This is a genomic window from Sphaerisporangium sp. NPDC051017, assembly GCF_040683095.1.
In the GTDB taxonomy this organism is placed as follows: domain Bacteria; phylum Actinomycetota; class Actinomycetes; order Streptosporangiales; family Streptosporangiaceae; genus Sphaerisporangium.
Map to the genome: position 1 here is coordinate 72596 of NZ_JBFBCI010000026.1, position 22611 is coordinate 95206.

The 22611-nt window shown below is 69.5% G+C and carries 22 protein-coding genes; 20 read left to right on the top strand and 2 right to left on the bottom strand.

Translation table 11 applies throughout. The annotated features are described in order from the left end of the window. The first annotated feature begins 221 nt into the window (after window positions 1–221). Window positions 222–1238, top strand: coding sequence for a hypothetical protein (locus tag AB0M95_RS21485; RefSeq protein ID WP_363767233.1), 1017 nt, complete (start codon window positions 222–224; stop codon window positions 1236–1238). A 10-nt stretch (window positions 1239–1248) separates the two neighbouring features. Next, window positions 1249–1497, top strand: coding sequence for a hypothetical protein (locus tag AB0M95_RS21490; protein WP_358517117.1), 249 nt, complete (start codon window positions 1249–1251; stop codon window positions 1495–1497). Between the two features lie 307 nt (window positions 1498–1804). Here AB0M95_RS21490 and AB0M95_RS21495 read toward each other — a convergent pair whose 3' ends face one another. Beyond that, complete coding sequence (locus AB0M95_RS21495; RefSeq protein WP_358517115.1) at window positions 1805–2050, bottom strand: BldC family transcriptional regulator; 246 nt, start codon at window positions 2048–2050, stop codon at window positions 1805–1807. A 284-nt stretch (window positions 2051–2334) separates the two neighbouring features. Between AB0M95_RS21495 and AB0M95_RS21500 the strand changes: the two genes are divergently transcribed. Continuing rightward, complete coding sequence (locus AB0M95_RS21500) at window positions 2335–2535, top strand: DUF4229 domain-containing protein (RefSeq protein ID WP_363767237.1); 201 nt, start codon at window positions 2335–2337, stop codon at window positions 2533–2535. Here AB0M95_RS21500 and AB0M95_RS21505 read toward each other — a convergent pair. Then, a complete protein-coding gene (locus AB0M95_RS21505; RefSeq protein WP_363767240.1) occupies window positions 2532–3860 on the bottom strand; it encodes a delta-60 repeat domain-containing protein in 1329 nt (442 codons plus the stop codon). The genes AB0M95_RS21500 and AB0M95_RS21505 overlap by 4 nt on opposite strands. 78 nt (window positions 3861–3938) lie before the next feature. Between AB0M95_RS21505 and AB0M95_RS21510 the strand changes: the two genes are divergently transcribed. From AB0M95_RS21510 to AB0M95_RS21590, 17 genes are all read left to right on the top strand, one after another. Then, window positions 3939–4673: a demethylmenaquinone methyltransferase gene (locus AB0M95_RS21510; protein ID WP_358517109.1), complete on the top strand. Its 735-nt coding sequence runs from the start codon at window positions 3939–3941 to the stop codon at window positions 4671–4673. Between the two features lie 127 nt (window positions 4674–4800). After that, window positions 4801–6078, top strand: a complete 1278-nt coding sequence (locus AB0M95_RS21515; RefSeq protein ID WP_363767243.1) for a geranylgeranyl reductase family protein — start codon at window positions 4801–4803, stop codon at window positions 6076–6078. 92 nt (window positions 6079–6170) lie between these two features. Continuing rightward, the gene (locus AB0M95_RS21520) at window positions 6171–6530 is read left to right on the top strand and encodes an NADH-quinone oxidoreductase subunit A (RefSeq protein ID WP_203993453.1); all 360 of its coding nucleotides are present in this window, start codon (window positions 6171–6173) and stop codon (window positions 6528–6530) included. A gap of 39 nt (window positions 6531–6569) precedes the next feature. Beyond that, on the top strand, window positions 6570–7121 hold the full coding sequence (locus AB0M95_RS21525) for an NADH-quinone oxidoreductase subunit B (protein ID WP_114029748.1): 552 nt from the start codon (window positions 6570–6572) through the stop codon (window positions 7119–7121). Beyond that, window positions 7118–7807, top strand: a complete 690-nt coding sequence (locus AB0M95_RS21530; protein WP_363767247.1) for an NADH-quinone oxidoreductase subunit C — start codon at window positions 7118–7120, stop codon at window positions 7805–7807. Before AB0M95_RS21525 ends, AB0M95_RS21530 begins: the two co-directional genes overlap by 4 nt. Next, window positions 7804–9153 carry an NADH-quinone oxidoreductase subunit D gene (locus tag AB0M95_RS21535; RefSeq protein WP_363767250.1) on the top strand — a complete coding sequence of 450 codons (1350 nt, stop codon included), beginning with the start codon at window positions 7804–7806 and terminating at the stop codon, window positions 9151–9153. The genes AB0M95_RS21530 and AB0M95_RS21535 overlap by 4 nt, the downstream gene beginning before the upstream one ends. After that, a complete protein-coding gene (gene nuoE / locus AB0M95_RS21540; protein WP_363767253.1) occupies window positions 9150–9827 on the top strand; it encodes an NADH-quinone oxidoreductase subunit NuoE in 678 nt (225 codons plus the stop codon). The genes AB0M95_RS21535 and nuoE overlap by 4 nt, the downstream gene beginning before the upstream one ends. Further along, window positions 9824–11113 carry an NADH-quinone oxidoreductase subunit NuoF gene (nuoF, locus tag AB0M95_RS21545; protein ID WP_358517099.1) on the top strand — a complete coding sequence of 430 codons (1290 nt, stop codon included), beginning with the start codon at window positions 9824–9826 and terminating at the stop codon, window positions 11111–11113. Before nuoE ends, nuoF begins: the two co-directional genes overlap by 4 nt. Then, entirely contained in the window at window positions 11110–13539 is a 2430-nt protein-coding gene (locus AB0M95_RS21550) for an NADH-quinone oxidoreductase subunit G (RefSeq protein ID WP_363767256.1), read from the top strand. The genes nuoF and AB0M95_RS21550 overlap by 4 nt, the downstream gene beginning before the upstream one ends. Further along, the gene (nuoH, locus tag AB0M95_RS21555) at window positions 13536–14891 is read left to right on the top strand and encodes an NADH-quinone oxidoreductase subunit NuoH (RefSeq protein WP_358517095.1); all 1356 of its coding nucleotides are present in this window, start codon (window positions 13536–13538) and stop codon (window positions 14889–14891) included. The genes AB0M95_RS21550 and nuoH overlap by 4 nt, the downstream gene beginning before the upstream one ends. Continuing rightward, the gene (gene nuoI / locus AB0M95_RS21560; RefSeq protein WP_363767259.1) at window positions 14878–15393 is read left to right on the top strand and encodes an NADH-quinone oxidoreductase subunit NuoI; all 516 of its coding nucleotides are present in this window, start codon (window positions 14878–14880) and stop codon (window positions 15391–15393) included. Before nuoH ends, nuoI begins: the two co-directional genes overlap by 14 nt. Further along, window positions 15386–16285, top strand: a complete 900-nt coding sequence (locus tag AB0M95_RS21565) for an NADH-quinone oxidoreductase subunit J (protein WP_358517091.1) — start codon at window positions 15386–15388, stop codon at window positions 16283–16285. Before nuoI ends, AB0M95_RS21565 begins: the two co-directional genes overlap by 8 nt. After that, window positions 16282–16578 (top strand): NADH-quinone oxidoreductase subunit NuoK, encoded by a 297-nt coding sequence (nuoK, locus tag AB0M95_RS21570; protein ID WP_114029756.1) that lies wholly within the window; start codon window positions 16282–16284, stop codon window positions 16576–16578. Before AB0M95_RS21565 ends, nuoK begins: the two co-directional genes overlap by 4 nt. Before the next feature lie 9 nt (window positions 16579–16587). Then, on the top strand, window positions 16588–18507 hold the full coding sequence (nuoL, locus tag AB0M95_RS21575; RefSeq protein ID WP_363767264.1) for an NADH-quinone oxidoreductase subunit L: 1920 nt from the start codon (window positions 16588–16590) through the stop codon (window positions 18505–18507). After that, complete coding sequence (locus AB0M95_RS21580) at window positions 18507–20036, top strand: NADH-quinone oxidoreductase subunit M (RefSeq protein ID WP_358517087.1); 1530 nt, start codon at window positions 18507–18509, stop codon at window positions 20034–20036. The genes nuoL and AB0M95_RS21580 overlap by 1 nt, the downstream gene beginning before the upstream one ends. After that, the gene (nuoN, locus tag AB0M95_RS21585; RefSeq protein ID WP_363767268.1) at window positions 20033–21592 is read left to right on the top strand and encodes an NADH-quinone oxidoreductase subunit NuoN; all 1560 of its coding nucleotides are present in this window, start codon (window positions 20033–20035) and stop codon (window positions 21590–21592) included. The genes AB0M95_RS21580 and nuoN overlap by 4 nt, the downstream gene beginning before the upstream one ends. 13 nt (window positions 21593–21605) lie before the next feature. After that, window positions 21606–22601: a polyprenyl synthetase family protein gene (locus tag AB0M95_RS21590; protein ID WP_363767271.1), complete on the top strand. Its 996-nt coding sequence runs from the start codon at window positions 21606–21608 to the stop codon at window positions 22599–22601. Window positions 22602–22611 lie beyond the last annotated feature (10 nt).

The window sequence follows — 22611 nt, forward strand, 5'->3', positions numbered from 1 at the left end:
TTCGCCGGTAGATCGTGTCTCCGGGGGGACGGCGCCCCGGGCCGATAAGGGGCTGGGCGCCCTGCTCCACGGGCCCCCGTAGATTTTCGCGGGCCATCTCCGTCGGACATTACAGATGGCTTCCCGCGCGGCCTCGTCGTACGGTGGACCGTGACCACGCTCGCGGACGGGAGAGGTTGCGTGCTGAACTTCGCGCTCGCTCGGGCCCTCTGGCCATCGCGGTGACGGGCCAGCCCGGCGACAGGGGTCGCCACCGCCGCGCGTCGCGCTGGCGGCAGCGCGGGCCGTACGCCTTCCCCTACCGGGGCGAGACCCCGCGTGAGGGGGCGCAGGAGCCCACGGACGCCAGGCGTCCCGACGCCGGCGCCGAGCGCCGTACGGACGGCTCCCGCGAGGGCAGGGGCGACGCCCGCCGCCAGCCGCGCGAGGGCCGCGCCGAGTACCGCGACAGCGGGCGCAGGGCCAACCGCCGCGAGAGCCGGGCCGACTCCTTCTGGGAGGGCGACCAGGGGCGCGTGGACGTCCCCGGCGCGGTCACCGCGCCGGTCGTGGACCGGCCCCAGTACATCTGGCGTGACTTCGAGCTGGACGACGAGCCGCCGCTGGCCCAGCCGAACTCGCCGGACACCCCCGACTACGGGGACGGGCTGAAGCACTGCGGGCCCCTGGAGCAGATCCTCTACCGGCAGTGGGACGCGGCCGAGGGGCCGCCCTCGGCGGACGCGGTCCGCGCCGTCGACAGCCTGTGCCGTCTGCCGGAGCGCCTGAAGGCCCTCCTGGCGGTCGGGCTCGACGGCATCTACATCGGGGCCGGAGGGGTCCCCGATCTGGACGACATGGGCTATCTGCGGGGCGCGCCGCTGCCCTCGGGCAAGGCGACCTGGGACGTCTGCGCCGGCGCGTACGGCGACCGCAAGATCGTGGTGGGGGACCGGCCGTCGCCGACGCCCGACGTGATGATGCACGAGACGGGCCACGCCCTGGACGACATCGACGCGGCGCCGGGCGAATGGGTGTCCGATTCCCCGGAGTTCATGGCCCTTTATAACCAGTGCGCGCCGCTGTTCGCCTCGACGTTCCACCGGCAGCCGGGCGGTCTCGGCCGCAAGGAGTTCTTCGCCGACGCCTTCGCGGCGATCGCCTCGCGGCAGCGTCCCGCGCTGGTGGACATGCTGAACGGAGACACGCGGGCCGCGCTGGATGTCATGCTGTTCTTCAACCGGCGCTACGGAATCTAGGTGATCCGTCATGTACGTCATCCGGCTCGCGGACGGGAGGTTGCGCATACCGCAGTCCTTGACCAGCGACGACGGACGCCTGATCGGCAACGCCTACGTCGAGATCGAGCCGGGCGACCCGGACTACGACCGGTGGCTGCCCGAGTCCGTCACCGAGGAGCAGGACACCGAGCGGCGCCGGCGCTGGCGTGAGGGGAACGACGAGCTGGAGCGCGAGTTCCTGGCGTTCAAGGAGTCGCAGCCGGGCTATGACCGCTGAGCCGGCCCTTGAGCCGACCCCTAAGCCCTCGGCCGCCCCCCTACCGGTGACCGGGCGTTCACTACCCATGATCGGGTGCTCGCCGGGCCGCGGGTCGTGGCTCCCGCGGTGCCGGGTCGTGCCGATCATGTGCACGACGCGTCGGCCGACGTACATTCAGATCCGTAAATGCATTTATGGCGTGCCTATAAAGAACAGTGACCCTGCGGCTTCCGGGGGCACGCAGGATCACCGGGTGGCGCATCGCGGCTTCGAGTTCACCGCGCCTCGCGAGGTTCGCCAGGCCCGGTGTGCTCTCACCTGCACATCAGACGCGCGGCGAGTCGCCGTTTGGCCGATCGCCCGTGAGGACTTCCTCGCCACGCAGGAGGGCGTGCACCTCCGACTCGCGGAAACGCCGGTGCCCTCCGGGGGTGCGGATGCTGCTGATACGGCCTGCCGCTGCCCAGCGCGTCACTGTTTTTGGATCGACCCGGAAGAGGGCGGCAACCTCTCCAGGGGTCAGCAGACGTTCGCTGCTACTCTCCACAATCTCCCCCCTCGCATCCCGCATCCTGAAGCGGGCGGACAGGTATCCAGTTTGCCGAGCCAAATCTGATATATCCGTGATTTACATCGAAAGATCACGGGTTGTTATCAGCTGACTGCCCGTTTGTTATATGATAGAGCCTCTTTGGGGCGCTCGTGGGTGTTTCTTTACAAAAGCGCCGTGTTGGGAACACTAGCAGTGCTCGCGCCCGATGCGAAGTGAGCCGGTAAAGCTCCGGGGTCTTAATGGGCGGCCGTCCAGGGGTGCCCTAGACCGCTCCATCGGGCCGGTGGCGTAACCTCGAGGTTGTGCGACCGTTTCTCGTCTACACCGCGTCACGGATCGGCCTGTTCGCCGTCACCCTCGGTGTGCTCTATCTGATCGGCATCCACAACGTCTTCTGGCTGATCGTGATCAGCTTCGTGATCAGCGGCATGGCCAGCTACGTGCTGCTGTCCAGGCAGCGAGACGCGGTGAGTGAACAGATCAGCAAGGGCCGCAGGGGTTAAGGCAGCGGGAACATGCCGACCCGGGCATGGTACTCGTGTCCGAGGTGCGTGGTGTCGCTTCCGACGAGAAGGCCGCCTTTGTGAGCCAGGAACGCTTTGACACCGATGCCGCGGTCGCGAGTCGGGTTCCATGTGAGCGCTTTGCCGGTGGCGGGGTGAATCGCGCCAATGCCCGGCCGCGACACCGCGCCCGGCCCGGCCGTGTCCGACCCCCGCGGGTTGTCGAGCCAGCGCTGATGGCCCCCGACGTACACCGCGGCCCCCGTCACGGCCACGGAGTACAGCGAGTCGCCGCCGGTGAAGTTGATCCAAGTCGGGCGGATCGCCGCGCCGCGTGAATAGGTCTCGAAGCGTGCCGCGGAATCGCAGAGCTTGGACGTCCCCTTGGCGCCCCCTGTCGTCACAATGACGAAATAGTCCCCGTCAGGTGAGAAATCAAGGCCCCGAACGTAAGACGGAAAGGCGTCCTTACACGCGTCCGCGTACGCCTCGGTGTGCCAGGGGGCGACCGCCGGGCGCGCGGCGCCGATGTCGATGAGCCCGACCTGGGGGCGGCGCCGCCCGTCCAGGGTGGTGAAGGAGCCGTCCACGGCGAGGCGGTCACGGGTGGCGGCCATCGCGTAGACCTTCAGCGTTCCGCCGCGCGGGCCGCCCGGCGTGACGGTGAAGGCCGGGTCGAGCTCGCCGGTGGCGGCGTCCAGGCGGGCGAGCGCCGGGCGGGAGGTCTGGCCGACGCCGTCGAAGTCGCCACCGACGTACAGTTTGGAGCCCTGGAGGACGAGGCTCGACACCTCGCCGCCGCGGATCCGCCCCGCGAAGCCCGGCGCCGGCGAGCCGTCGGCCACCGAGAGCCGGGCCAGGCTCTGGGTGTCACCGGAACCCGAGCCGGAGCCGGAGTCCGGGCCCGAACCCGGCCCGCCGGCCGAGGCGAAGCCGCCCCCGACGTAGACCGTCCCGCCCGGGCCGGCCGCCAGCGCGCGCACCGGCCCGTCCACCTCGGGCGCGAACCGCGGGTCGACGCGGCCGGTGACCAGATCGAAGGCGAACAGGTTCCTCCTGCGCAGGGTCGTGGTGCCCCGGGCCTCGCGGACCTCGCCGAACTCGCCGCCGACCACGACGGTCCTGCCGACGAGGGCGAAGGCGTTGACGATGCCGTCCAGCACGTGGGGAGTGGTGGCGACGGGGCGGGCGGAGACCACGCGCGGGTGGGCGACGGTGCCGGCGGAGGCGGGGGCGCAGGGGAGCAGGACGAGCCCTCCGGCGAGCACCGAGATCAGGCACAGGGCTGTGGAGGCCGGCTTCAGGGCCGGCGTTCGGACTGGCACGCACCAAGTCCTAGCAGACGCTCGGTAATGAAGCGGCTACTTTGGGTGGAAGAACGCATGCCCACTAAGCTTGTCCGCATGACGCGTGCATCCCTGGACAAGCAGCCGCATGAGGTGGCGGCGATGTTCGACCGCACGGCCCGGCGCTACGACCTGGTCAACGATGTCCTCTCCCTCGGCCAGGACCGCCTGTGGCGCAAAGCCACGGCCGCCGCCGTCGACGCGGGTCCGGGTGAGCTCGTCCTCGACCTGGCCGCCGGAACCGGCACCTCCAGTGAAACGTTCACCGGCCTCGGGGCGCGGGCCATCGCCTGCGACTTCTCGCTCGGCATGCTGCGCACGGGCGCCGCCAGGCGGGGAGGGTCCGGGCTGGACGGCGCCGGGCCGTCCGGGGTCACGTTCATCGGGGGCGACGCGTTGCGGCTGCCCTTCGCCGACGACACGTTCGACGTGACGACCATCTCGTTCGGATTGCGAAACGTCAACGACACGGTAAAGGCGCTGCGCGAGATGCTGCGCGTCACCAGGCCCGGCGGGCGGCTGGTGGTCTGCGAGTTCTCCCGGCCCACGCTGAGGTCGTTCGATGTCGTTTACACCCAATACCTGATGCGGCTGCTGCCTCTCGTGGCGGGGGCGGTGAGCTCCAATCCCGACTCCTACGAATATCTCGCGGAGTCGATCCGCGCATGGCCTGATCAGGCCGGACTCTCCCGGCTTCTGCGGGAGGCGGGCTGGGAAGGCATCGCTTGGCGCAATCTTTCCCTGGGCATCGTGGCCCTGCACCGGGCTGTTAAACCGACCGTGGGGCACTAGGTAAGCTCCATCTGACAGCGGGCAGGGAAAAAGGGTTAGACTTCCGCCGACAAGTTTGTGAAGTGGTTCACAAAGGAACGAAGGCCCCAGCCCCAAGGCCCTCGACACCTAGGACAGGACAGGTCCCGTGAGCGAGTCAGCCCCCGCGGCGGACGCCGACATCATCGTCGTCGGCGCCGGACCCGCGGGTTCGACCACGGCCTTCTACCTCGCGCAGGCCGGCTATGACGTCCTGCTGCTGGAGAAGACCCGATTCCCGCGCGAGAAAGTGTGCGGGGACGGGTTGACGCCGCGCGCCGTCAAGGAACTGATCGCCATGGGCGTTGACATCGACGCCCCCGGCTGGATCCGCAACAAGGGCCTGCGCGTCGTCGGCGGCGGGCTGCGCCTGGAGCTGGCCTGGCCCGAGCTGTCCAGCTTCCCCGACTTCGGCCTGGTGCGCACCCGCCTGGACTTCGACCAGATCCTCGCCGCCAACGCCGAGCGCGCCGGCGTCCGGCTCCTCCAAGGCGTCAACGTCACGGGCCCCGTGCTGGACGAGCGCAGCGGCCACATCGTCGGCGTCACCGCCAAGAGCGACGGCGAGCCGGTCACCTACCGCTCCCGCCTGGTCGTCGCCGCCGACGGCAACTCCACCCGCCTGTCGCTGTCGATGGGCCTGCACAAACGCGACGACCGCCCCATGGGCGTGGCCGTGCGCACGTACTTCACCAGCCCCCGGCACGACGACGACTGGCTGGAGTCCTGGCTGGAGCTGTGGGACACCGAGCCGGACGGCTCCGCGCGCCTGCTCCCCGGGTACGGCTGGGTGTTCGGCGTCGGCGACGGCACGAGCAACGTCGGCCTCGGCCTGCTCAACACCAGTGAGGCGTTCCAGAACCTCGACTACCGCGACCTTCTGCGCCGCTGGGTGAGGAACATGCCCGCCGAATGGGGCTTCACCGAAGAGAACATGACCGGCCCCGTGCGCGGCGCGGCGCTGCCGATGGCGTTCAACCGGCAGCCCCACTACACCCGCGGCCTGGTGCTCGTCGGCGACGCCGGCGGCATGATCAACCCCTTCAACGGCGAGGGCATCGCCTACGCGATGGAGACCGGCCGGGTCGCGGCCGACGCCATCACCACGGCCCTGTCCGCCGGCACCCCCGCGCAGCGCGAGCGCGTGCTGCGCGCGTATCCGAAGACGCTCAAGGACGCCTATGGCGGCTACTTCACTCTGGGGCGGCTCTTCGTCGAGGCCATCGGCAAGCCGGGTGTGATGGGCTTCCTCACACGGCACGGTCTGCCACATCCCACTCTGATGCGGTTCGCTCTGAAACTCCTTGCTAATCTCACGGACGACCGGCGGGGCGACGCGTCCGACCGGATCATCAACGCCCTGTCCAAGGTCACGCCGCCGGCATGACAACAGCACCCGGAACGAAGATCGATGATCGCCCTGCTTAGACTCAGCAACCGATTGACCGACGCGCCAGCGCTCAGAGGGGACGCATAGCGATGGAACTGTATGTACCGATTCTGGTGCTCGCGGTCCTCGCGGCGGGTTTCGCCGTCTTCTCCGTGGGCATCGCCCCGTTCACCGGCCCGAAGCGTTGGAACCGCGCGAAGCTCGACGCCTACGAGTGCGGCATCGAGCCGACTCCGCAGCCCGTCGGCGGTGGCCGGTTCCCTCTGAAGTACATGATCACCGCGATGCTCTTCATCGTGTTCGACATCGAGATCATCTTCCTTTATCCGTGGGCGGTCGCTTTCGATCAGCTCGGGGTCTTCGGACTGGTCGAGATGGTGCTGTTCATCGTCACCGTGCTGGTCGCGTACGCCTACGTCTGGCGTCGCCGCGGCCTGGACTGGGACTGAGAGGCAGCGTGCCGGAGGCGCGCGAGAGGAAGCACTGAGATGGGTCTCGAAGAGAAATTGCCCAGCGGGTTCATCCTGTCGACCGTGGAGCAGGCGGCGGGGTGGGCGCGCAAGAACTCCGTCTGGCCGGCGACGTTCGGCCTGGCCTGCTGCGCCATCGAGCTGATGGCGACCGGCGGCCCCAACCACGACCTGGCCAGGTTCGGCATGGAGCGCGCGTCGGCGTCTCCCCGCCAGGCCGACCTGATGATCGTGGCCGGCCGGCTCTCGCAGAAGATGGCGCCCGTGCTGCGCCAGATCTACGACCAGATGGCGGAGCCCAAGTGGGTCATCGCCATGGGCGTCTGTGCCTCCAGCGGTGGCATGTTCAACAACTACGCGATCGTGCAGGGCGTCGACCACGTCGTGCCCGTGGACATCTACCTGCCCGGCTGCCCGCCGCGCCCCGAGATGCTCATCGACGCGATCGTCAAGCTCCACGACAAGATCCAGAACATGAAGTTCGGCGCCCACCGGGCCAAGCAGATCGACGAGCTGGAGCTTCAGGCTCTGCGGTCGCTGCCGCTCATCGATCAGGGGACCCCGAAATGAGCACTGAGAACCGCCCCGACAACCTTCCGGCGGTCCCGCAGGAGCCCGTCGCGCGTCACGGCATGTTCGGCGCCTCCGACTCCGGCGACACCTCCGGCTACGGCCGCCTGGTCGTGCGCCGCGCGCCGAAGTTGTCCGGCGCCCGGCCGTACGGCGGCTACTTCGACGAGGTCGCCGACGCCCTGGAGGCCGTCGCCGGCGAGTCCTACGCCGGCATGGTCGAGCGCGTCGTCGTCGACCGCGGCGAGCTGACGCTGCACGTGGCCCGCGAGCACCTCCCCGCGGTGATGAGCCACCTGCGCGACGACCCCGCACTGCGCTTCGAGCTGTCGCTCGGCGTCTCGGGCGTGCACTACCCCGAGGACGCGGGCGCGGAGCTGCACGCGGTCTACCACCTCTGCTCGATCACCCACAACCGGCGTGTACGGGTCGAGGTCTCCTGTCCCGACGCGGATCCGCACATTCCGTCCACGGTCTCGGTCTACCCGACCCATGACTGGCACGAACGCGAGACCTACGACTTCTTCGGCATCGTCTTCGACGGCCACCCGGCGCTGACCCGCATCCAGATGCCGGACGACTGGGAAGGCCACCCGCAGCGCAAGGACTACCCGCTCGGCGGCATCCCGGTCGAGTACCGCGGCGCCACCATCCCCGCGCCGGACCAGAGGAGGTCGTACGCATGACCGCCATCCACGACGGCGAGACCGCCGGCACCGAGCAGGCCGCCGAGGGCCGGGTCTACAACGTCGGCGGCGAGGACTGGGACGACGTCGTCGGCGCGATCAGCGAGTCCGCGGAGGAGCGCCTGGTCGTCAACATGGGCCCGCAGCACCCCTCCACGCACGGCGTGCTGCGGCTGGTGCTGACGCTCGACGGCGAGACCGTCACCGACGCCCGGGTGGGGATCGGATACCTCCACACCGGCATCGAGAAGAACATGGAGTTCCGGACGTGGACCCAGGGGGTCACGTTCGTCACCCGCATGGACTACCTGTCGCCGATCTTCAACGAGACGGCGTACTGCATGGCGGTCGAGAAGCTGCTCGGCGTCACCGACCGGGTGCCGGCCCGCGCGCAGGCCATCCGGGTCATGATGATGGAGCTCAACCGCATCTCCTCCCACCTGGTGGCGATCGCGACCTTCGGCCTGGAGCTCGGCGCCACCACGCCGATGCTGTTCGGCTTCCGCGAGCGCGAGATGGTGCTCGACCTGTTCGAGTACATCACCGGCCTGCGCATGAACATGGCGTACGTCCGCCCGGGCGGCGTCTCGGTGGACCTGCCCGCCGGCGCGGTCGACAAGATCGGCGAGTTCCTCAAGGTCATGCCGGGCCGCATCCAGGAGATGCGCAAGCTGCTCGACGAGAACCCCGCCTACACCCGGCGCACCAAGGACGTCGCCTACCTCGACCTCACGGGCTGCATGGCCCTCGGCGTGACCGGGCCCATGCTGCGCGCCGCGGGCCTGCCCTGGGACCTGCGCAAGTCGCAGCCCTACTGCGGCTACGAGACCTACGACTTCGGCGTGCCGATCCAGACCACCTGCGACGTCTACGGCCGCTACCTCGTGCGCGTGGCCGAGATGGAGGAATCCCTCAAGATCATCGGCCAGTGCCTGGACCGGCTCTCCGGATCCGAGCTCAAGGGCAAGCCGGTCATGATCGAGGACAAGAAGATCGGCTGGCCGTCGCAGCTCGCGCTCGGCCCGGACGGGCTCGGCAACTCGCCCGACCACATCGCCCACATCATGAGCACCTCGATGGAAGCGCTCATCCACCACTTCAAGCTGGTGACCGAGGGCTTCCGGGTGCCTGCCGGGCAGGCGTACGCCGCCGTCGAGTCGCCGCGCGGCGAACTCGGCGCGCACGTCGTGAGCGACGGAGGCACGCGCCCCTACCGCGTGCACTTCCGCGACCCGTCCTTCACGAACCTGCAGGCGGTGCCGGCCACCTGCGAAGGCGGCATGGTTGCCGACGTGATCGCCGCGGTCGCATCGATCGACCCGGTCATGGGAGGTGTGGACCGGTGACGAGCTACTCGCCGGAAGTCCGCGAGCGTCTCGAACGCGACGCGAAAGAGATCATCGGCCGTTACCCGAAGAGCCGCTCGGCGCTGCTGCCGCTGCTGCACCTCGTGCAGTCCGAGGAGGGCTACGTCTCCGACGCCGGGCACGAGTTCTGCGCGGAGATACTGGGCCTGAGCAAGGCCGAGGTCGTGGGCGTGTCGACGTTCTACACGATGTACAAGCGTCAGCCCGCGGGCGACTACCACGTCGGCGTCTGCATCAACAGCCTGTGCGCGATCATGGGCGGCGACCAGATCTGGGACGAGCTCAGCGAGCACGTCGGCGCCGGCAACGGCGAGACCACCGGCGACGGCAAGATCTCGCTGGAGCGGATCGAATGCAATGCCGCCTGCGACTTCGCGCCGGTCATGATGGTCAACTGGGAGTTCTTCGACAACCAGACCCCCGATTCGGCCAAGCGCCTCGTCGACGACCTGCGCGCCGGCAAGGACGTCAAGCCCACCCGCGGCCCCGGCCGGCTGTGCACGTTCAAGGATGCCTCGCGCGTGCTCGCGGGCCTGCCGGACGGGCAGGCGGGCGACGGCCCGACGGCGGCCGGCGCCTCGCTGGAAGGTCTCAAGCTCGCCAAGTCCAACGGCTGGACCGCCCCGGCGCCTTCGAAGGGGGCCTCGGAATGACCACCACGCTGACGCCGGTCCTCACCGCGAACTGGGACCGCGCGGACGCCTTCACCCTCGACGGCTACGGCGAGTACGACTCCGCCAAGAAGGCCCTCGGCATGGACCCTGACGCCATCATCAAGGCCGTCAAGGACTCCGGCCTGCGGGGCCGCGGCGGCGCGGGCTTCCCGACCGGCATGAAGTGGGGCTTCATCCCTCAGGGCGACGGCAAGGCGCACTACCTGGTCGTCAACGCCGACGAGTCCGAGCCGGGGACCTGCAAGGACATCCCGCTCATGATGGCCAACCCCCACGCGCTGGTCGAGGGCGTCATCATCACGTCGTACGCGATCCGCGCCAACCACGCCTTCATCTACGTGCGCGGCGAGGTGCTGCACGTCATCCGCCGGGTTCAGGCGGCCGTGCGCGAGGCCTACGAGAAGGGCTACCTCGGCACCGACATCTTCGGCTCCGGCTTCGACCTCGAGGTCGTCGTGCACAGCGGCGCCGGCGCGTACATCTGCGGCGAGGAGACCGCGCTGCTGGACTCGCTGGAAGGTTTCAGAGGTCAACCCCGCCTCAAGCCTCCCTTCCCGGCCGTGGCCGGCCTGTACGCCTGCCCCACTGTGGTGAACAACGTCGAGTCGATCGCCAGCGTTCCCAGCATCATCGCCAACGGCGCCGACTGGTTCGCCTCGATGGGCACCGAGAAGTCCAAGGGCTTCGGCATCTTCTCGCTGAGCGGCCACGTCACCCGTCCCGGCCAGTACGAGGCGCCGCTCGGCATCACGCTGCGCGAACTGCTCGACATGGCGGGCGGTATCCGCGCCGGCCACCGGTTGAAGTTCTGGACGCCCGGCGGCTCGTCCACGCCGATCTTCACCGAGGAGCACCTGGACGTCCCGCTCGACTTCGAGTCGGTCGGCGCCAAGGGCTCGATGCTCGGCACCCGCGCGCTGCAGATCTTCGACGAGACGACATGCGTCGTCCGGGCGGTGCTGCGCTGGACCGAGTTCTACGCCCACGAGTCCTGCGGCAAGTGCACCCCCTGCCGGGAGGGCACCTACTGGCTCAAGCAGGTGCTCCGGCGGCTGGAGAAGGGCCAGGGCACCGAGGACGATCTCGCCACGATCACCGACATCGCGGACAACATCCTCGGCCGGTCGTTCTGCGCACTCGGCGACGGCGCCACCAGCCCGATCCACTCGTCGGTGAAGCACTTCCGGGACGAATACCTCAAGCACTTCGAGATCGGCGGCTGCCCGTTCGATCACGCCGCGTCAACTGTGTGGGGTAAGGCATGACAGTACAGACACCCTCGGCGGGATCGGTCGACCGGCCGGTCGATCTGGTGACCCTCACCATCGACGGCTTCCAGATCAGCGTGCCCAAGGGGACCCTGATCATCCGGGCGGCCGAGATGCTGGGCGTCCAGATCCCGAGGTTCTGCGACCACCCGCTGCTCGCGCCGGCCGCCAACTGCCGCCAGTGCCTGGTGGACATCACCGACGCCGGCAACGGCCGGGGCTTCCCGAAGCCGCAGCCGTCCTGCGCCATCGAGGTCGCCGAGGGCATGGTCGTGCAGACGCAGCTCACCTCGCCGGTCGCCGAGAAGGCCCAGCGCGGCGTCATGGAGATGCTGCTGCTGAACCACCCGCTCGACTGCCCGGTCTGCGACAAGGGCGGCGAGTGCCCCCTGCAGAACCAGGCGATGTCCAACGGGCAGGGCGAGTCCCGGTTCGAGGAGACCAAGCGCACCTTCGAGAAGCCCATCGCGCTGTCCAGCGAGGTGCTGCTCGACCGCGAGCGCTGCGTCCAGTGCGCCCGCTGCATCCGCTTCTCCGATGAGATCGCCGGCGACCCGCTGATCGACTTCTTCGAGCGCGGCGCCTCCGAGCAGGTCGGCGTCGCCGACGGCGAGCCGCTCCAGTCGTACTACTCGGGCAACACCGTGCAGATCTGCCCGGTGGGCGCGCTCACCGGCGCCGCCTACCGCTTCCGCGCCCGCCCGTTCGACCTGGTGTCCACGCCGAGCGCCTGCGAGCACTGCGCGAGCGGCTGCGAGCTGCGCACCGACCACCGGCGCGGCAAGGTCACCCGCCGCCTCGCCGGGGACGACCCGCAGGTCAACGAGGAGTGGAACTGCGACAAGGGCCGCTGGGCCTTCACCTACGCCACCCAGCCGGACCGCCTGCAGACCCCGCTCGTCCGCGACGAGGACGGCTACCTGCGCCCCGCCTCCTGGCCGGAGGCCCTGACGGCCGCCGCCGAAGGGCTGGCCCGGGCCCGCGGCAAGGCCGGCGTGCTGGTCGGCGGCCGGGTCACGGTCGAGGACGCCTACGCCTACTCCAAGTTCGCCCGCATCGCCCTCGGCACCAACGACATCGACTTCCGCTCCCGCCCGCTGTCGGGCGAGGAGGCCGTCTTCCTGGCCCACGCCGTCGCCGGCAAGGGCATCGAGGTCTCCTACACCGACCTGGAGAAGGCGCCCGCCGTCCTCCTGGCCGGGTTCGAGCCCGAGGAGGAGTCGCCGATCGTCTTCCTGCGCCTGCGCAAGGCGTGGCGCAAGCGCGGCCTGAAGGTCTTCACGCTCGCGCCGTTCGCGACGCCGAGCCTCGCCAAGATGGGCGGCACGCTGATCCGCACGCTCCCCGGCGAGGAGGCCGAGGCGCTCGGTGACCTGGTCTCCGGCTCCACGGCCCCGGCCGAGGCGCTGCGGCAGCCCGGCGCGATCATCCTGGTCGGCGAGCGGCTCGCCACCTCGCGCGGCGCCCTGTCGGCGGTCATCCGGCTGGCAGCCAGCTCCGGCGCCCGGCTCGCCTGGGTGCCCCGCCGGGCCGGCGAGCGCGGCGCGGTCGAGGCCGGCGCGCTGCCGAACCTGCTGCCGATCGGCCGCCCGGTCACCGACGCGGCCGCCCGCGCCGAGGTCGCCCACGCCTGGGACGTCACGGCGCTGCCCGAGGCCGAGGGACGCGACACCTCCGCCATCCTGGTCGCCGCGCTCGATGGCGAGCTGGAGGCCCTGGTGGTCGGCGGCGTCGACCCGTACGACCTGCCCGACCCCGAGGCCGCCCTCGCGGCCCTGGAGAACACCCCGTTCATCGTCTCGCTGGAGATGCGCGCCAGCGCCGTCACCGACCGCGCCGATGTCGTCCTGCCGATCGCGGCGGTGTCCGAGAAGAGCGGCACCTTCGTGAACTGGGAGGGCCGCGGCCGCTCCTTCGAGCGGGCCATCGAGGTGCCGGGCGTGATGAGCGACCTGCGCGCCATCGCCGCCCTCGCCGACCACATGGACGTCCACATCGGGCTGCCCGACCCGGCCGCCGCGCGGCGCGAGCTCGCCGCGCTCGGCGCCTGGCGCGGCGCCCGTCCCAATGGCCCCGGCGTGACGGGCGGCGCCCACCGCGCCCCGCGCGCCGGCGAGGCCCTGCTCGCGACCTGGCACCTGCTGCTCGACTCCGGCCGCCTCCAGGACGGCGAACCGTTCCTGGCCGGCACGGGACGAGCGGTGGAAGCGCTGGTGTCGGAGGCCACGGCGGCCGAGATCGGCGCCCTCGACGGCGGTAAGGTCACCATCACCACGGAGGGCGGCTCGGTCACGCTGCCCGTCCGGGTGGCCGACCTTCCCGACCGCGTGGTGTGGGTGCCGGCGCACTCGGCGGGCTGCTCGGTCACCCGCGACCTGCGGGCCGTGGCCGGCGACGTCGTCAAGATCGGGAGCGAGTCATGAGAGCTCTTCTCGCCGACCCGGCAGGGGCGCCAACCCTCGCCGACTTCGGCAAGGATCCCTTGTGGATCTCCATCATCAAGGCGTTGTTCATCTTCGTCTTCCTGATGCTCGGCGTGCTCTTCGGCGTGTGGACCGAGCGCAAGCTCATCTCGCGCATGCAGCACCGCTACGGCCCTAACCGCGCGGGCAAGTTCGGCCTGCTGCAGTCGGTGGCCGACGGCCTGAAGATGGGCCTGAAGGAGGACATCCTCCCGAGGACCGTCGACAAGGTCATCTACATCCTCGCCCCGATCATCATCGCGGTGCCGGCCTTCCTGTCATACTCGATCATCCCGTTCGGGCCGATGGTCTCGATGTTCGGGGTGAGGACGCCGCTGCAGCTCACCGACCTGCCGGTCGCGGTGCTGGTGGTGCTGGCCATGGCCTCGATCGGCGTCTACGGCATCGTCCTCGCGGGCTGGGGCTCGCGCTCGCCGTACGCCGTGCTGGGCGGCCTGCGCTCCACCGCGCAGGTGATCTCCTACGAGATCGCGATGGGCCTGTCGTTCGTGGCGGTGTTCCTGTTCGCCGGCACGCTTTCCACCTCCGAGATCGTGGCCAAGCAGGCGTCCGGCGGCACGTGGGACATCGGCTCGATCAGCATCCCGCTCCCGTCCTGGTACGCGATCCTGCTGATCCCGTCGTTCCTGATCTACGTGGTCACGATGCTCGGCGAGACCAACCGCGTGCCGTTCGACCTCCCCGAGGGTGAGGGCGAGCTGGTCGGCGGGTTCCACACCGAGTACTCCTCGTCGCTGAAGTTCGCGATGTTCATGCTGGCCGAGTACGCCAACGTGTTCACGGTGTCGGGCCTGTGCATCACGCTGTTCCTCGGCGGCTGGCGCGCCCCGTGGCCCATCTCCCTGTGGGACGGCGCCAACGTCGGCTGGTGGCCGATGCTCTGGTTCTTCCTCAAGCTCGTGCTGGTCTTCGCGTTCTTCATCTGGGTGCGCGCCTCGCTGCCGCGCATCCGGTACGACCAGCTCATGGCCTTCGGCTGGAAGATCCTCATCCCGCTCAACCTGGCGTGGATCCTCGTGGTCGCCACCGTGCGCGCGACCCGCGTCGAGGGCGCCGACAAGACGCTCGTGATGGTGATCGCGGCGGTGGTCGTCGTCGGATGCCTCGCGATCTACTTCCGCTTCGACACGGTCAACCAGCGCCGCAGGGAGGCGCGGGCCGCCGAGGTCCAGGCGGAGTTCGAGCAGCTCCGTGCCGAGCCCACCGCGGGCGGGTTCCCGGTTCCGGCGCTGGACCTGCCGCACTACCACGGCGTCAACGGACGCAAGGAGGTCCCCAGTGGGACTAACTGATTTCCTGAACCCCGTGAAGGGGTTCGGCGTCACCTTCCATCACATGTTCAAGAAGCCGGTGACGACGAACTACCCCGAGGAGAAGCGGCCGACCGCGCCGCGCTTCCACGGGCGTCACCAGTTGAACCGCTGGCCGGACGGGCTGGAGAAGTGCGTCGGGTGCGAGCTGTGCGCCTGGGCCTGCCCCGCGGACGCGATCTACGTGGAAGGCGCCGACAACACCGACGAGGAGCGCTACTCCCCGGGTGAGCGGTACGGCAGGACGTACCAGATCAACTACCTGCGGTGCATCCTGTGCGGCCTGTGCATCGAGGCGTGCCCGACACGCGCGCTCACGATGACCAACGAGTACGAGCTCGCCGACGCGAGCCGTGAGAGCCTCATCTACACCAAGGAGATGCTGCTCGCGCCGCTGGGTCCCGGCATGGAGACGCCCCCGCACCCGATGCGCCTCGGCGACACCGAAGAGGACTACTACCGGTTGGGTCGTAGCAATGGGTGAAACGATCACGTTCTGGGTGCTCGCGGTCGTCTCCGTGGCCGCGGCGTTCGGGCTCGTCTTCAGCCGCAAGGCGGTGTACTCCGCGCTCATGCTGGGCGTGGTGATGCTCTCGCTGGCGGTGCTCTACGCCGTGCAGGACGCCCCGTTCCTCGCCGTGGTGCAGATCATCGTCTACACCGGCGCGGTCATGATGCTCTTCCTGTTCGTCCTGATGCTGGTCGGCGTCGACTCGTCCGACTCCCTGGTCGAGACGATCAAGGGCCAGCGCTTCTGGGCGATCATCGCGGGCCTCGGCTTCGCCGTCCTGATCGCGGTGGGCATCGGCAACGCGGTCGTCGGCGAGCCCGCCGGTCTCGCGGAGGCCGTGAAGGCGGACGGCGGCAACGTCCCCGCGCTGGCGAGGCTGATCTTCACGCGGTACGTCTTCGCGTTCGAGGTCACCTCGGCGCTGCTCATCACCGCCGCGCTCGGCGCGATGGTGCTGGCGCACCGCGAGCGCACCGCGCCCAAGCCCACGCAGAAGGACCTGGCGCGCGCCCGCTTCCTCGGCGACCACCCGACCCCGCTGCCCGGCCCCGGCACCTACGCGCGGCACAACGCGATCGACATGCCCGCGCTGCTGCCGGACGGTTCGGTCTCGGAGCTGTCGGTCAACCGGTACATCGCCCGCTACGACGTCGAGCGCGGGCGGCTCCCGGAGAACCCGCGGCTCGCCCAGGCCCTCAAGAACGTCGCCAAGGGCCCGGCCGCCGAGCAGCCGAAGGTCGTCCAGGCCGTGGCCGAGGAGCCCGAGGCGGGCGTCCCGGCCGACGACCGGCCGCCGGTCTCGCAGGCCGCCGGTCTGCCCGCCGAGGGCCGCACCGAGGGCCCCGTCGAGGAGGAAGGCAAGTGACCACCCACTACCTCGTGCTCTCCGCGCTGCTGTTCGCCATCGGAGCGGTCGGCGTGCTGGTGCGCCGCAACGCCATCGTGGTGTTCATGTGCGTGGAGCTCATGCTCAACGCCTGCAACCTGGCTTTCGTCACCTTCGCCCGGCAGCACGGCAACCTCCAGGGCCAGATCATCGCCTTCTTCGTGATGATCGTGGCCGCCGCCGAGGTCGTCGTGGGTCTCGCGATCATCGTGACGATCTTCCGAACCCGCAGGTCCGCGTCGGTGGACGACGCCAACCTGCTGAAGTACTAAGAGGGCGCCGTGGAAACCGCTGCTGACTTCGTCCAGCACTCCGGTGGAGTGATCGGTGTCTCCTGGCTGACGATCGCCTTGCCCCTGCTCGGCGCGGCGATCCTCCTGCTGGGCGGCCGGCGCACCGACCGCTGGGGCCACTTCCTCGGCGTCGCCATGTCCCTGGCGTCGTTCGTGGTGGCCGTGCTCGTCTTCTTCGAGCTGCTCGGGTTCGGGGCCGACCAGCGCCGCCGCGTGGTGGAGCTGTACGACTTCCTGCCGTCCGGCTCGCTGCACGTCAAGATGGGCCTGCTGCTGGACCCGCTGTCGATCTCGTTCGTCCTGCTGATCACCGGTGTCGGGTCGCTGATCCACATCTACTCGATCGGCTACATGGCGCACGACCCGGGCCGGCGGCGGTTCTTCGCCTACCTGAACCTCTTCGTCGCCGCGATGCTCCTGCTGGTGCTGGCCGACAACTACCTCGGCCTGTACATCGGCTGGGAGGGCGTCGGTCTGGCGTCCTACCTGCTCATCGGCTTCTGGCAGCACAAGCCCACGGCGGCCGCCGCGGCCAAGAAGGCGTTCATCGTCAACCGCGTCGGCGACATGGGCCTCGCGCTCGGCATCTTCGTCATCTTCACGACGTTCGGCACGATCGCCTTCAACCAGGTCCTGCCCGCCGCCCAAAGCGGCGCCTCCCAGGGCACGCTGACGCTCATCGGCCTCGCGCTGCTGCTCGGCGCGTGCGGCAAGTCGGCCCAGCTCCCGCTGCAGTCCTGGCTCCTGGACGCGATGGAGGGCCCGACCCCGGTCTCCGCCCTCATCCACGCGGCCACGATGGTCACCGCCGGCGTCTACCTGGTCGTCCGATCCGGCCCGATCTTCGAGGCCGCCTCGACCGCGCAGCTCGTCGTCACCATCGTCGGCGTCGCCACGCTGCTCGCCGGTGCGATCATCGGTACCGCCAAGGACGACATCAAGAAGGCCCTCGCCGGTTCGACGATGTCGCAGATCGGCTACATGATGCTCGCCGCGGGCCTCGGCCCGGTCGGGTACGCGTTCGCCATCGCCCACCTCATCGCGCACGGCTTCTTCAAGGCCTCGATGTTCCTCGGCGCCGGGTCGGTCATGCACGCCATGAACGACGAGGTCGACATGCGCAGGTTCGGCGGCCTCGCGTCGAAGATGCGGATCACCTGGGCGACGTTCGGGCTCGGCTACCTGGCGATCATCGGCTTCCCGCTGCTGTCCGGCTACTGGACCAAGGACGGCATCATCGAGACCGCGATGCACCACAACCCGATCCTCGGCTGGCTGGCCGTGATCGGCGCGGGCATCACCGGCTTCTACATGTCGCGCCTGTTCTTCATGACCTTCCACGGCACGCCCCGCTGGGAGAAGGACGCCCACCCGCACGAGTCCCCGGCCGTGATGACCTGGCCGCTGATCCTGCTGTCGATCGGCTCGGTCTTCGCCGGCGCGTTCCTCATCGCGGGCAACCGGTTCATGGAGTTCCTCGCCCCGGCCGTCGGCAGCCCTCGGGCCAATGAGATGCCGCACTTCGACCCGTTCGCCCCCACCGGCCTGGCCACGCTGGCACTGGTCGCCGTCGGCGTCGCCTACGCGTGGATGCGCTACGGCAGGTCCGAGGTCCCGGCCGTCGCCCCGCGCGGCTCGTTCCTCACCACCTTCGCCCGCCGTGACCTGTACGGCGACGCGCTGAACGAGGCGCTGTTCATGCGTCCCGGCCAGTGGCTGACCCGCCTCGCCGTGTTCTTCGACAACCGCGGCGTGGACGGCCTGGTCAACGGGCTGGCGGCGCTGATCGGCGGCACGTCCGGCCGGCTGCGCCGCGTCCAGACCGGCTTCGTCCGGTCGTACGCCTTGTCGATATTCTTCGGTGCCGCCCTCCTGGTCGGCGCATGGTTCGTCGTAGGGAACCTGTGATGCCCTGGCTCTCGATATTGATGGGCGTGCCCGTGGTGGGCGCGCTGGCGGTCGCGGCGGTGCCCAAGGGCAACGACAAGCTCGCCAAGCAGCTCACGCTCGGTGTCTCGCTCGTCGTGCTGGTGCTCACACTGGCCATGGCCGCCCAGTTCGACCGGTCCGGGGCGCGCTACCAGTTCAGCGAGGTCCACGACTGGATCCCGTCGTTCGGCGTCCACTACGCGGTGGCCGTCGACGGCATCGCGCTGGTGCTGATCGCGCTCGCGGTGGTGCTGGTACCGATCGTGGTCCTGGCCTCCTGGCACGACGCCGACCGGCCCGAGGCCAAGCGGTCGGTGAAGACGTACTTCGCGCTGATCCTGGTGCTGGAAGCGATGATGATCGGCGTCTTCGCGGCGACCGACGTCTTCCTCTTCTACGTCTTCTTCGAAGCGATGCTGATCCCGATGTACTTCATGATCGGGTCCTACGGCGGAGCCCAGCGGTCGTACGCGGCCGTCAAGTTCCTGCTGTACTCGCTGTTCGGCGGCCTGCTCATGCTCGTGGCCGTGATCGCGCTCTACGCCATCGCCGCCAAGGGCACGTTCCTGCAGCCCGAGCTGCTCGGTGCGATCAAGGACCCGACCACGCAGAAGTGGCTGTTCCTCGGCTTCTTCATCGCCTTCGCGGTCAAGGCGCCGGTGTGGCCGTTCCACACCTGGCTGCCCGACGCCGCCGCCCAGGCGCCCGCCGGGGCCGCAGTCCTGCTCGTCGGCGTCCTGGACAAGGTCGGCACGTACGGAATGCTCCGCTTCTGCCTGGAGCTGTTCCCGGACGCCGCCAAGTTCTTCACGCCGCTGATCCTCACGCTCAGCGTCATCGGCATCGTGTACGGCGCGATCGTCGCCATCGGCCAGACCGACATGAAGCGGCTCATCGCGTACACCTCCATCTCGCACTTCGGCTTCATCACGATGGGCGTGTTCGCCATGAGCGCCGACGCCGGCGCGGGCGCGACGCTGTACATGGTCAACCACGGCTTCTCGACCGGCGCGCTGTTCCTGCTCGCCGGGTTCCTGATCCACCGCAGAGGCTCGCAGTACATCGCGGACTACGGAGGCGTGCAGAAGGTCGCCCCCGTGCTGGCGGGCACCTTCCTGATCGCCGGACTGTCCTCACTGTCCCTGCCGGGCCTGTCGACCTTCGTCAGCGAGTTCCTCGTCCTGATCGGCACCTTCGAGAACTATGTCGTACCGGGGATCATCGCCCTGTCCGGCATGGTGCTCGCCGCCGTGTACATCCTGTGGATGTACCAGCGCATGATGGGCGGCCCGACCCAGGAGAGCGTCAAGGCGCTGCCCGACCTGAACCTCCGCGAGAAGGTCGTCGTGGCCCCGCTGATCGCCCTGCTCGTCCTGTTCGGGTTCTTCCCCAAGCCGTTGCTGGACGTCGTCAACCCGGCCGTGCACCAGACCCTGACCACCGTGCACGCGCCGCAGTTCACCCCCGCAATACCAGTCACCGCTGAAAAGAAGGGGGCAGGCCAGTGAGCACGCTCGCCGCCGCCACCATCGAGGCGCCGAAGATCGAGTACGGGGAGCTCGCGCCGATGCTCCTCGTCTTCGGGGCGGCGATCATCGGCGTGCTCGTCGAGGCGTTCACGCCGCGCTACCTGCGCAAGTCCATCCAGATGCCGATCACGATCCTGTCGATGGTCGGCGCGCTGGCACTGACCATCTGGCAGGGCACCCAGGGCGTGCGCAGTGCCGCCGCCATGGGCGCCGTCGCCGTGGACGGGCCCTCCCTGTTCATCTGGGGCGCCATCCTGCTGCTGGCGATCGTCTGCGTCCTGCTCATCAACGACGACGACCAGTTCGTCGCGCAGGCCTCCGCCGTCCCCGGCAGTGCCGAGGAGGGCCAGGCGATCTCCGAGGGCGGCGCGCACACCGAGATCTACCCGCTGGTGCTGTTCGCCGTCGGCGGCATGATGCTCTTCCCCGCCTCGAACGACCTGCTGATCATGTTCGTGGCCCTCGAGGTCATGTCGCTGCCGCTGTACCTGCTGTGCGGCCTGGCCCGCCGTCGCCGCCTGCTCTCGCAGGAGGCGGCGATGAAGTACTTCCTGCTCGGCGCCTTCTCGTCGGCGTTCTTCCTGTACGGCACGGCCCTGCTGTACGGCTTCGCCGGGTCGGTGGACCTGTCGGCCATCGACAAGGCCCTGGCCACGGTCGGCGGCCAGGACGCGCTGCTGTACATGGGCGCCGCGACGCTCGGCGTCGGCCTGCTCTTCAAGATCGGCGCGGCTCCGTTCCAGGCGTGGAAGCCCGACGTGTACCAGGGCTCGCCGACGCCCATCACCGCGCTCATGGCGTCCGGCACGCTGATCGCCGCCTTCGGCGCGCTGTTGCGCGTCTTCTGGGTGGCCCTCGGCAACCTGGACACGCAGTGGACGCCGGTGCTGTGGGCGGTGGCGATCCTCACCATGATCATCGGCGCGGTGCTGGCGATCACGCAGACCGACATCAAGCGCATGCTCGCCTACTCGTCGATCGCGCACACCGGCTTCCTGCTCACCGCCGTCGTCGCCACCGGCAAGGAGGCGCAGAACGTCAACGCCCTGTCCGGCATCCTGTTCTACCTGGTCACCTACGGGTTCGCCACGGTGGGCGCGTTCGCGGTCGTCACGATGATCCGCGACGCCGGAGGCGAGGCGGGCCACCTGTCCCGCTGGGCCGGGCTCGGCAAGCGGTCGCCCGCCCTCGCGGGCATCTTCGCGCTGTTCCTGCTCGCCTTCGCCGGCATCCCGCTGACCTCCGGCTTCTTCGGCAAGTACGCCGTGTTCGCCCCGGCGGTCGCCGCCGGCGGCGTCGGCCTGGTCATCGTCGGTGTCGTGACCTCCGCCATGGCGGCGTTCTTCTACGTCCGCGTCATCGTCCTGATGTTCTTCAGCGACCCGGCGCCCGAGGGCCCGACCATCGCCCTGCCCAGCATGGGTACCGCGGCTGTGGTCACGCTGGCGGCTGCGGCTACCGTAGTCCTCGGGGTGTTCCCGCAGCCGGTGCTCGACCTCGCGCACTCGGCCGCGCAGTCGCTGTTCGTTCGTTAGGAGTACATGCTTCATGGCCGCGCCGCCCGTAGTCGACCTGCCTTTCATCGACGAAGGGCTGGCCGCGGATATCGCGAGCGGTCTCGATGCCGTCGAGAAACTGCTCCGCTCGGCCGCCGACAGCGAGGACGCCTTCGTCGCGGAGGCGTCCCGGCATCTCATCTTGGCCGGGGGCAAGCGTTTCCGCGCGATGATCGTGCTCCTGGCGTCCCATTTCGGTGACGCGAGCGCCCCCGGCGTCGTGCCGGGGGCCGTCGTCATCGAGCTCACCCACCTGGCCACCCTCTACCACGACGACGTCATGGACGAGGCGCGGGTGCGGCGCGGCTCGCCGTCCGCCAACGCCCGGTGGGACAACACGGTGGCCATCCTCACCGGCGACCACCTCTTCGCCCAGGCGTCGGAGATCCTCGCCGACCTCGGGCCCGAGCTGGTCCGCATCCAGGCCCAGACGTTCTCACGGCTCGTGCGCGGGCAGATCCGCGAGACCATCGGGCCGCGTCCCGGCGTCGACGCCGTCACCCACTACATCGAGGTCCTCGCCGACAAGACGGGCTCCCTGATCGCCACCTCCGGGCGGTTCGGCGCGATGCTGTCGGGCGCGCCCGAGAACGTCGTGGCGCGTCTCACCAGTGCGTGCGAGGCCATCGGCGTGGCCTGGCAGCTCGGCGACGACCTGCTGGACGTCGCCTCCTCCGCCGGCGAGAGCGGCAAGACGCCCGGCACCGACCTCAAGGAGGGCATCCGCACGCTGCCCGTTCTCTACGCGCTGGAGTCCACGGCGCCCGAGGACGCGCGGCTGCGTGAGCTGCTCGCCGGTCCGGTGGCCGAGGAGGACATCGACGAGGCGGTGACTCTGCTGCGCGCCAACCCGGCGATGGTCCGGGCGCGGGCCGAGCTCATGTCGTGGGTCGAACGCGCCCGCGCCGACCTCTCCGCCCTGCCGGACATCCCGGCGCGCGAGGCCTTGCTGGCCCTGTGCACGTACGTGGCGGACCGCTCGGGCTGATCGGTTACGG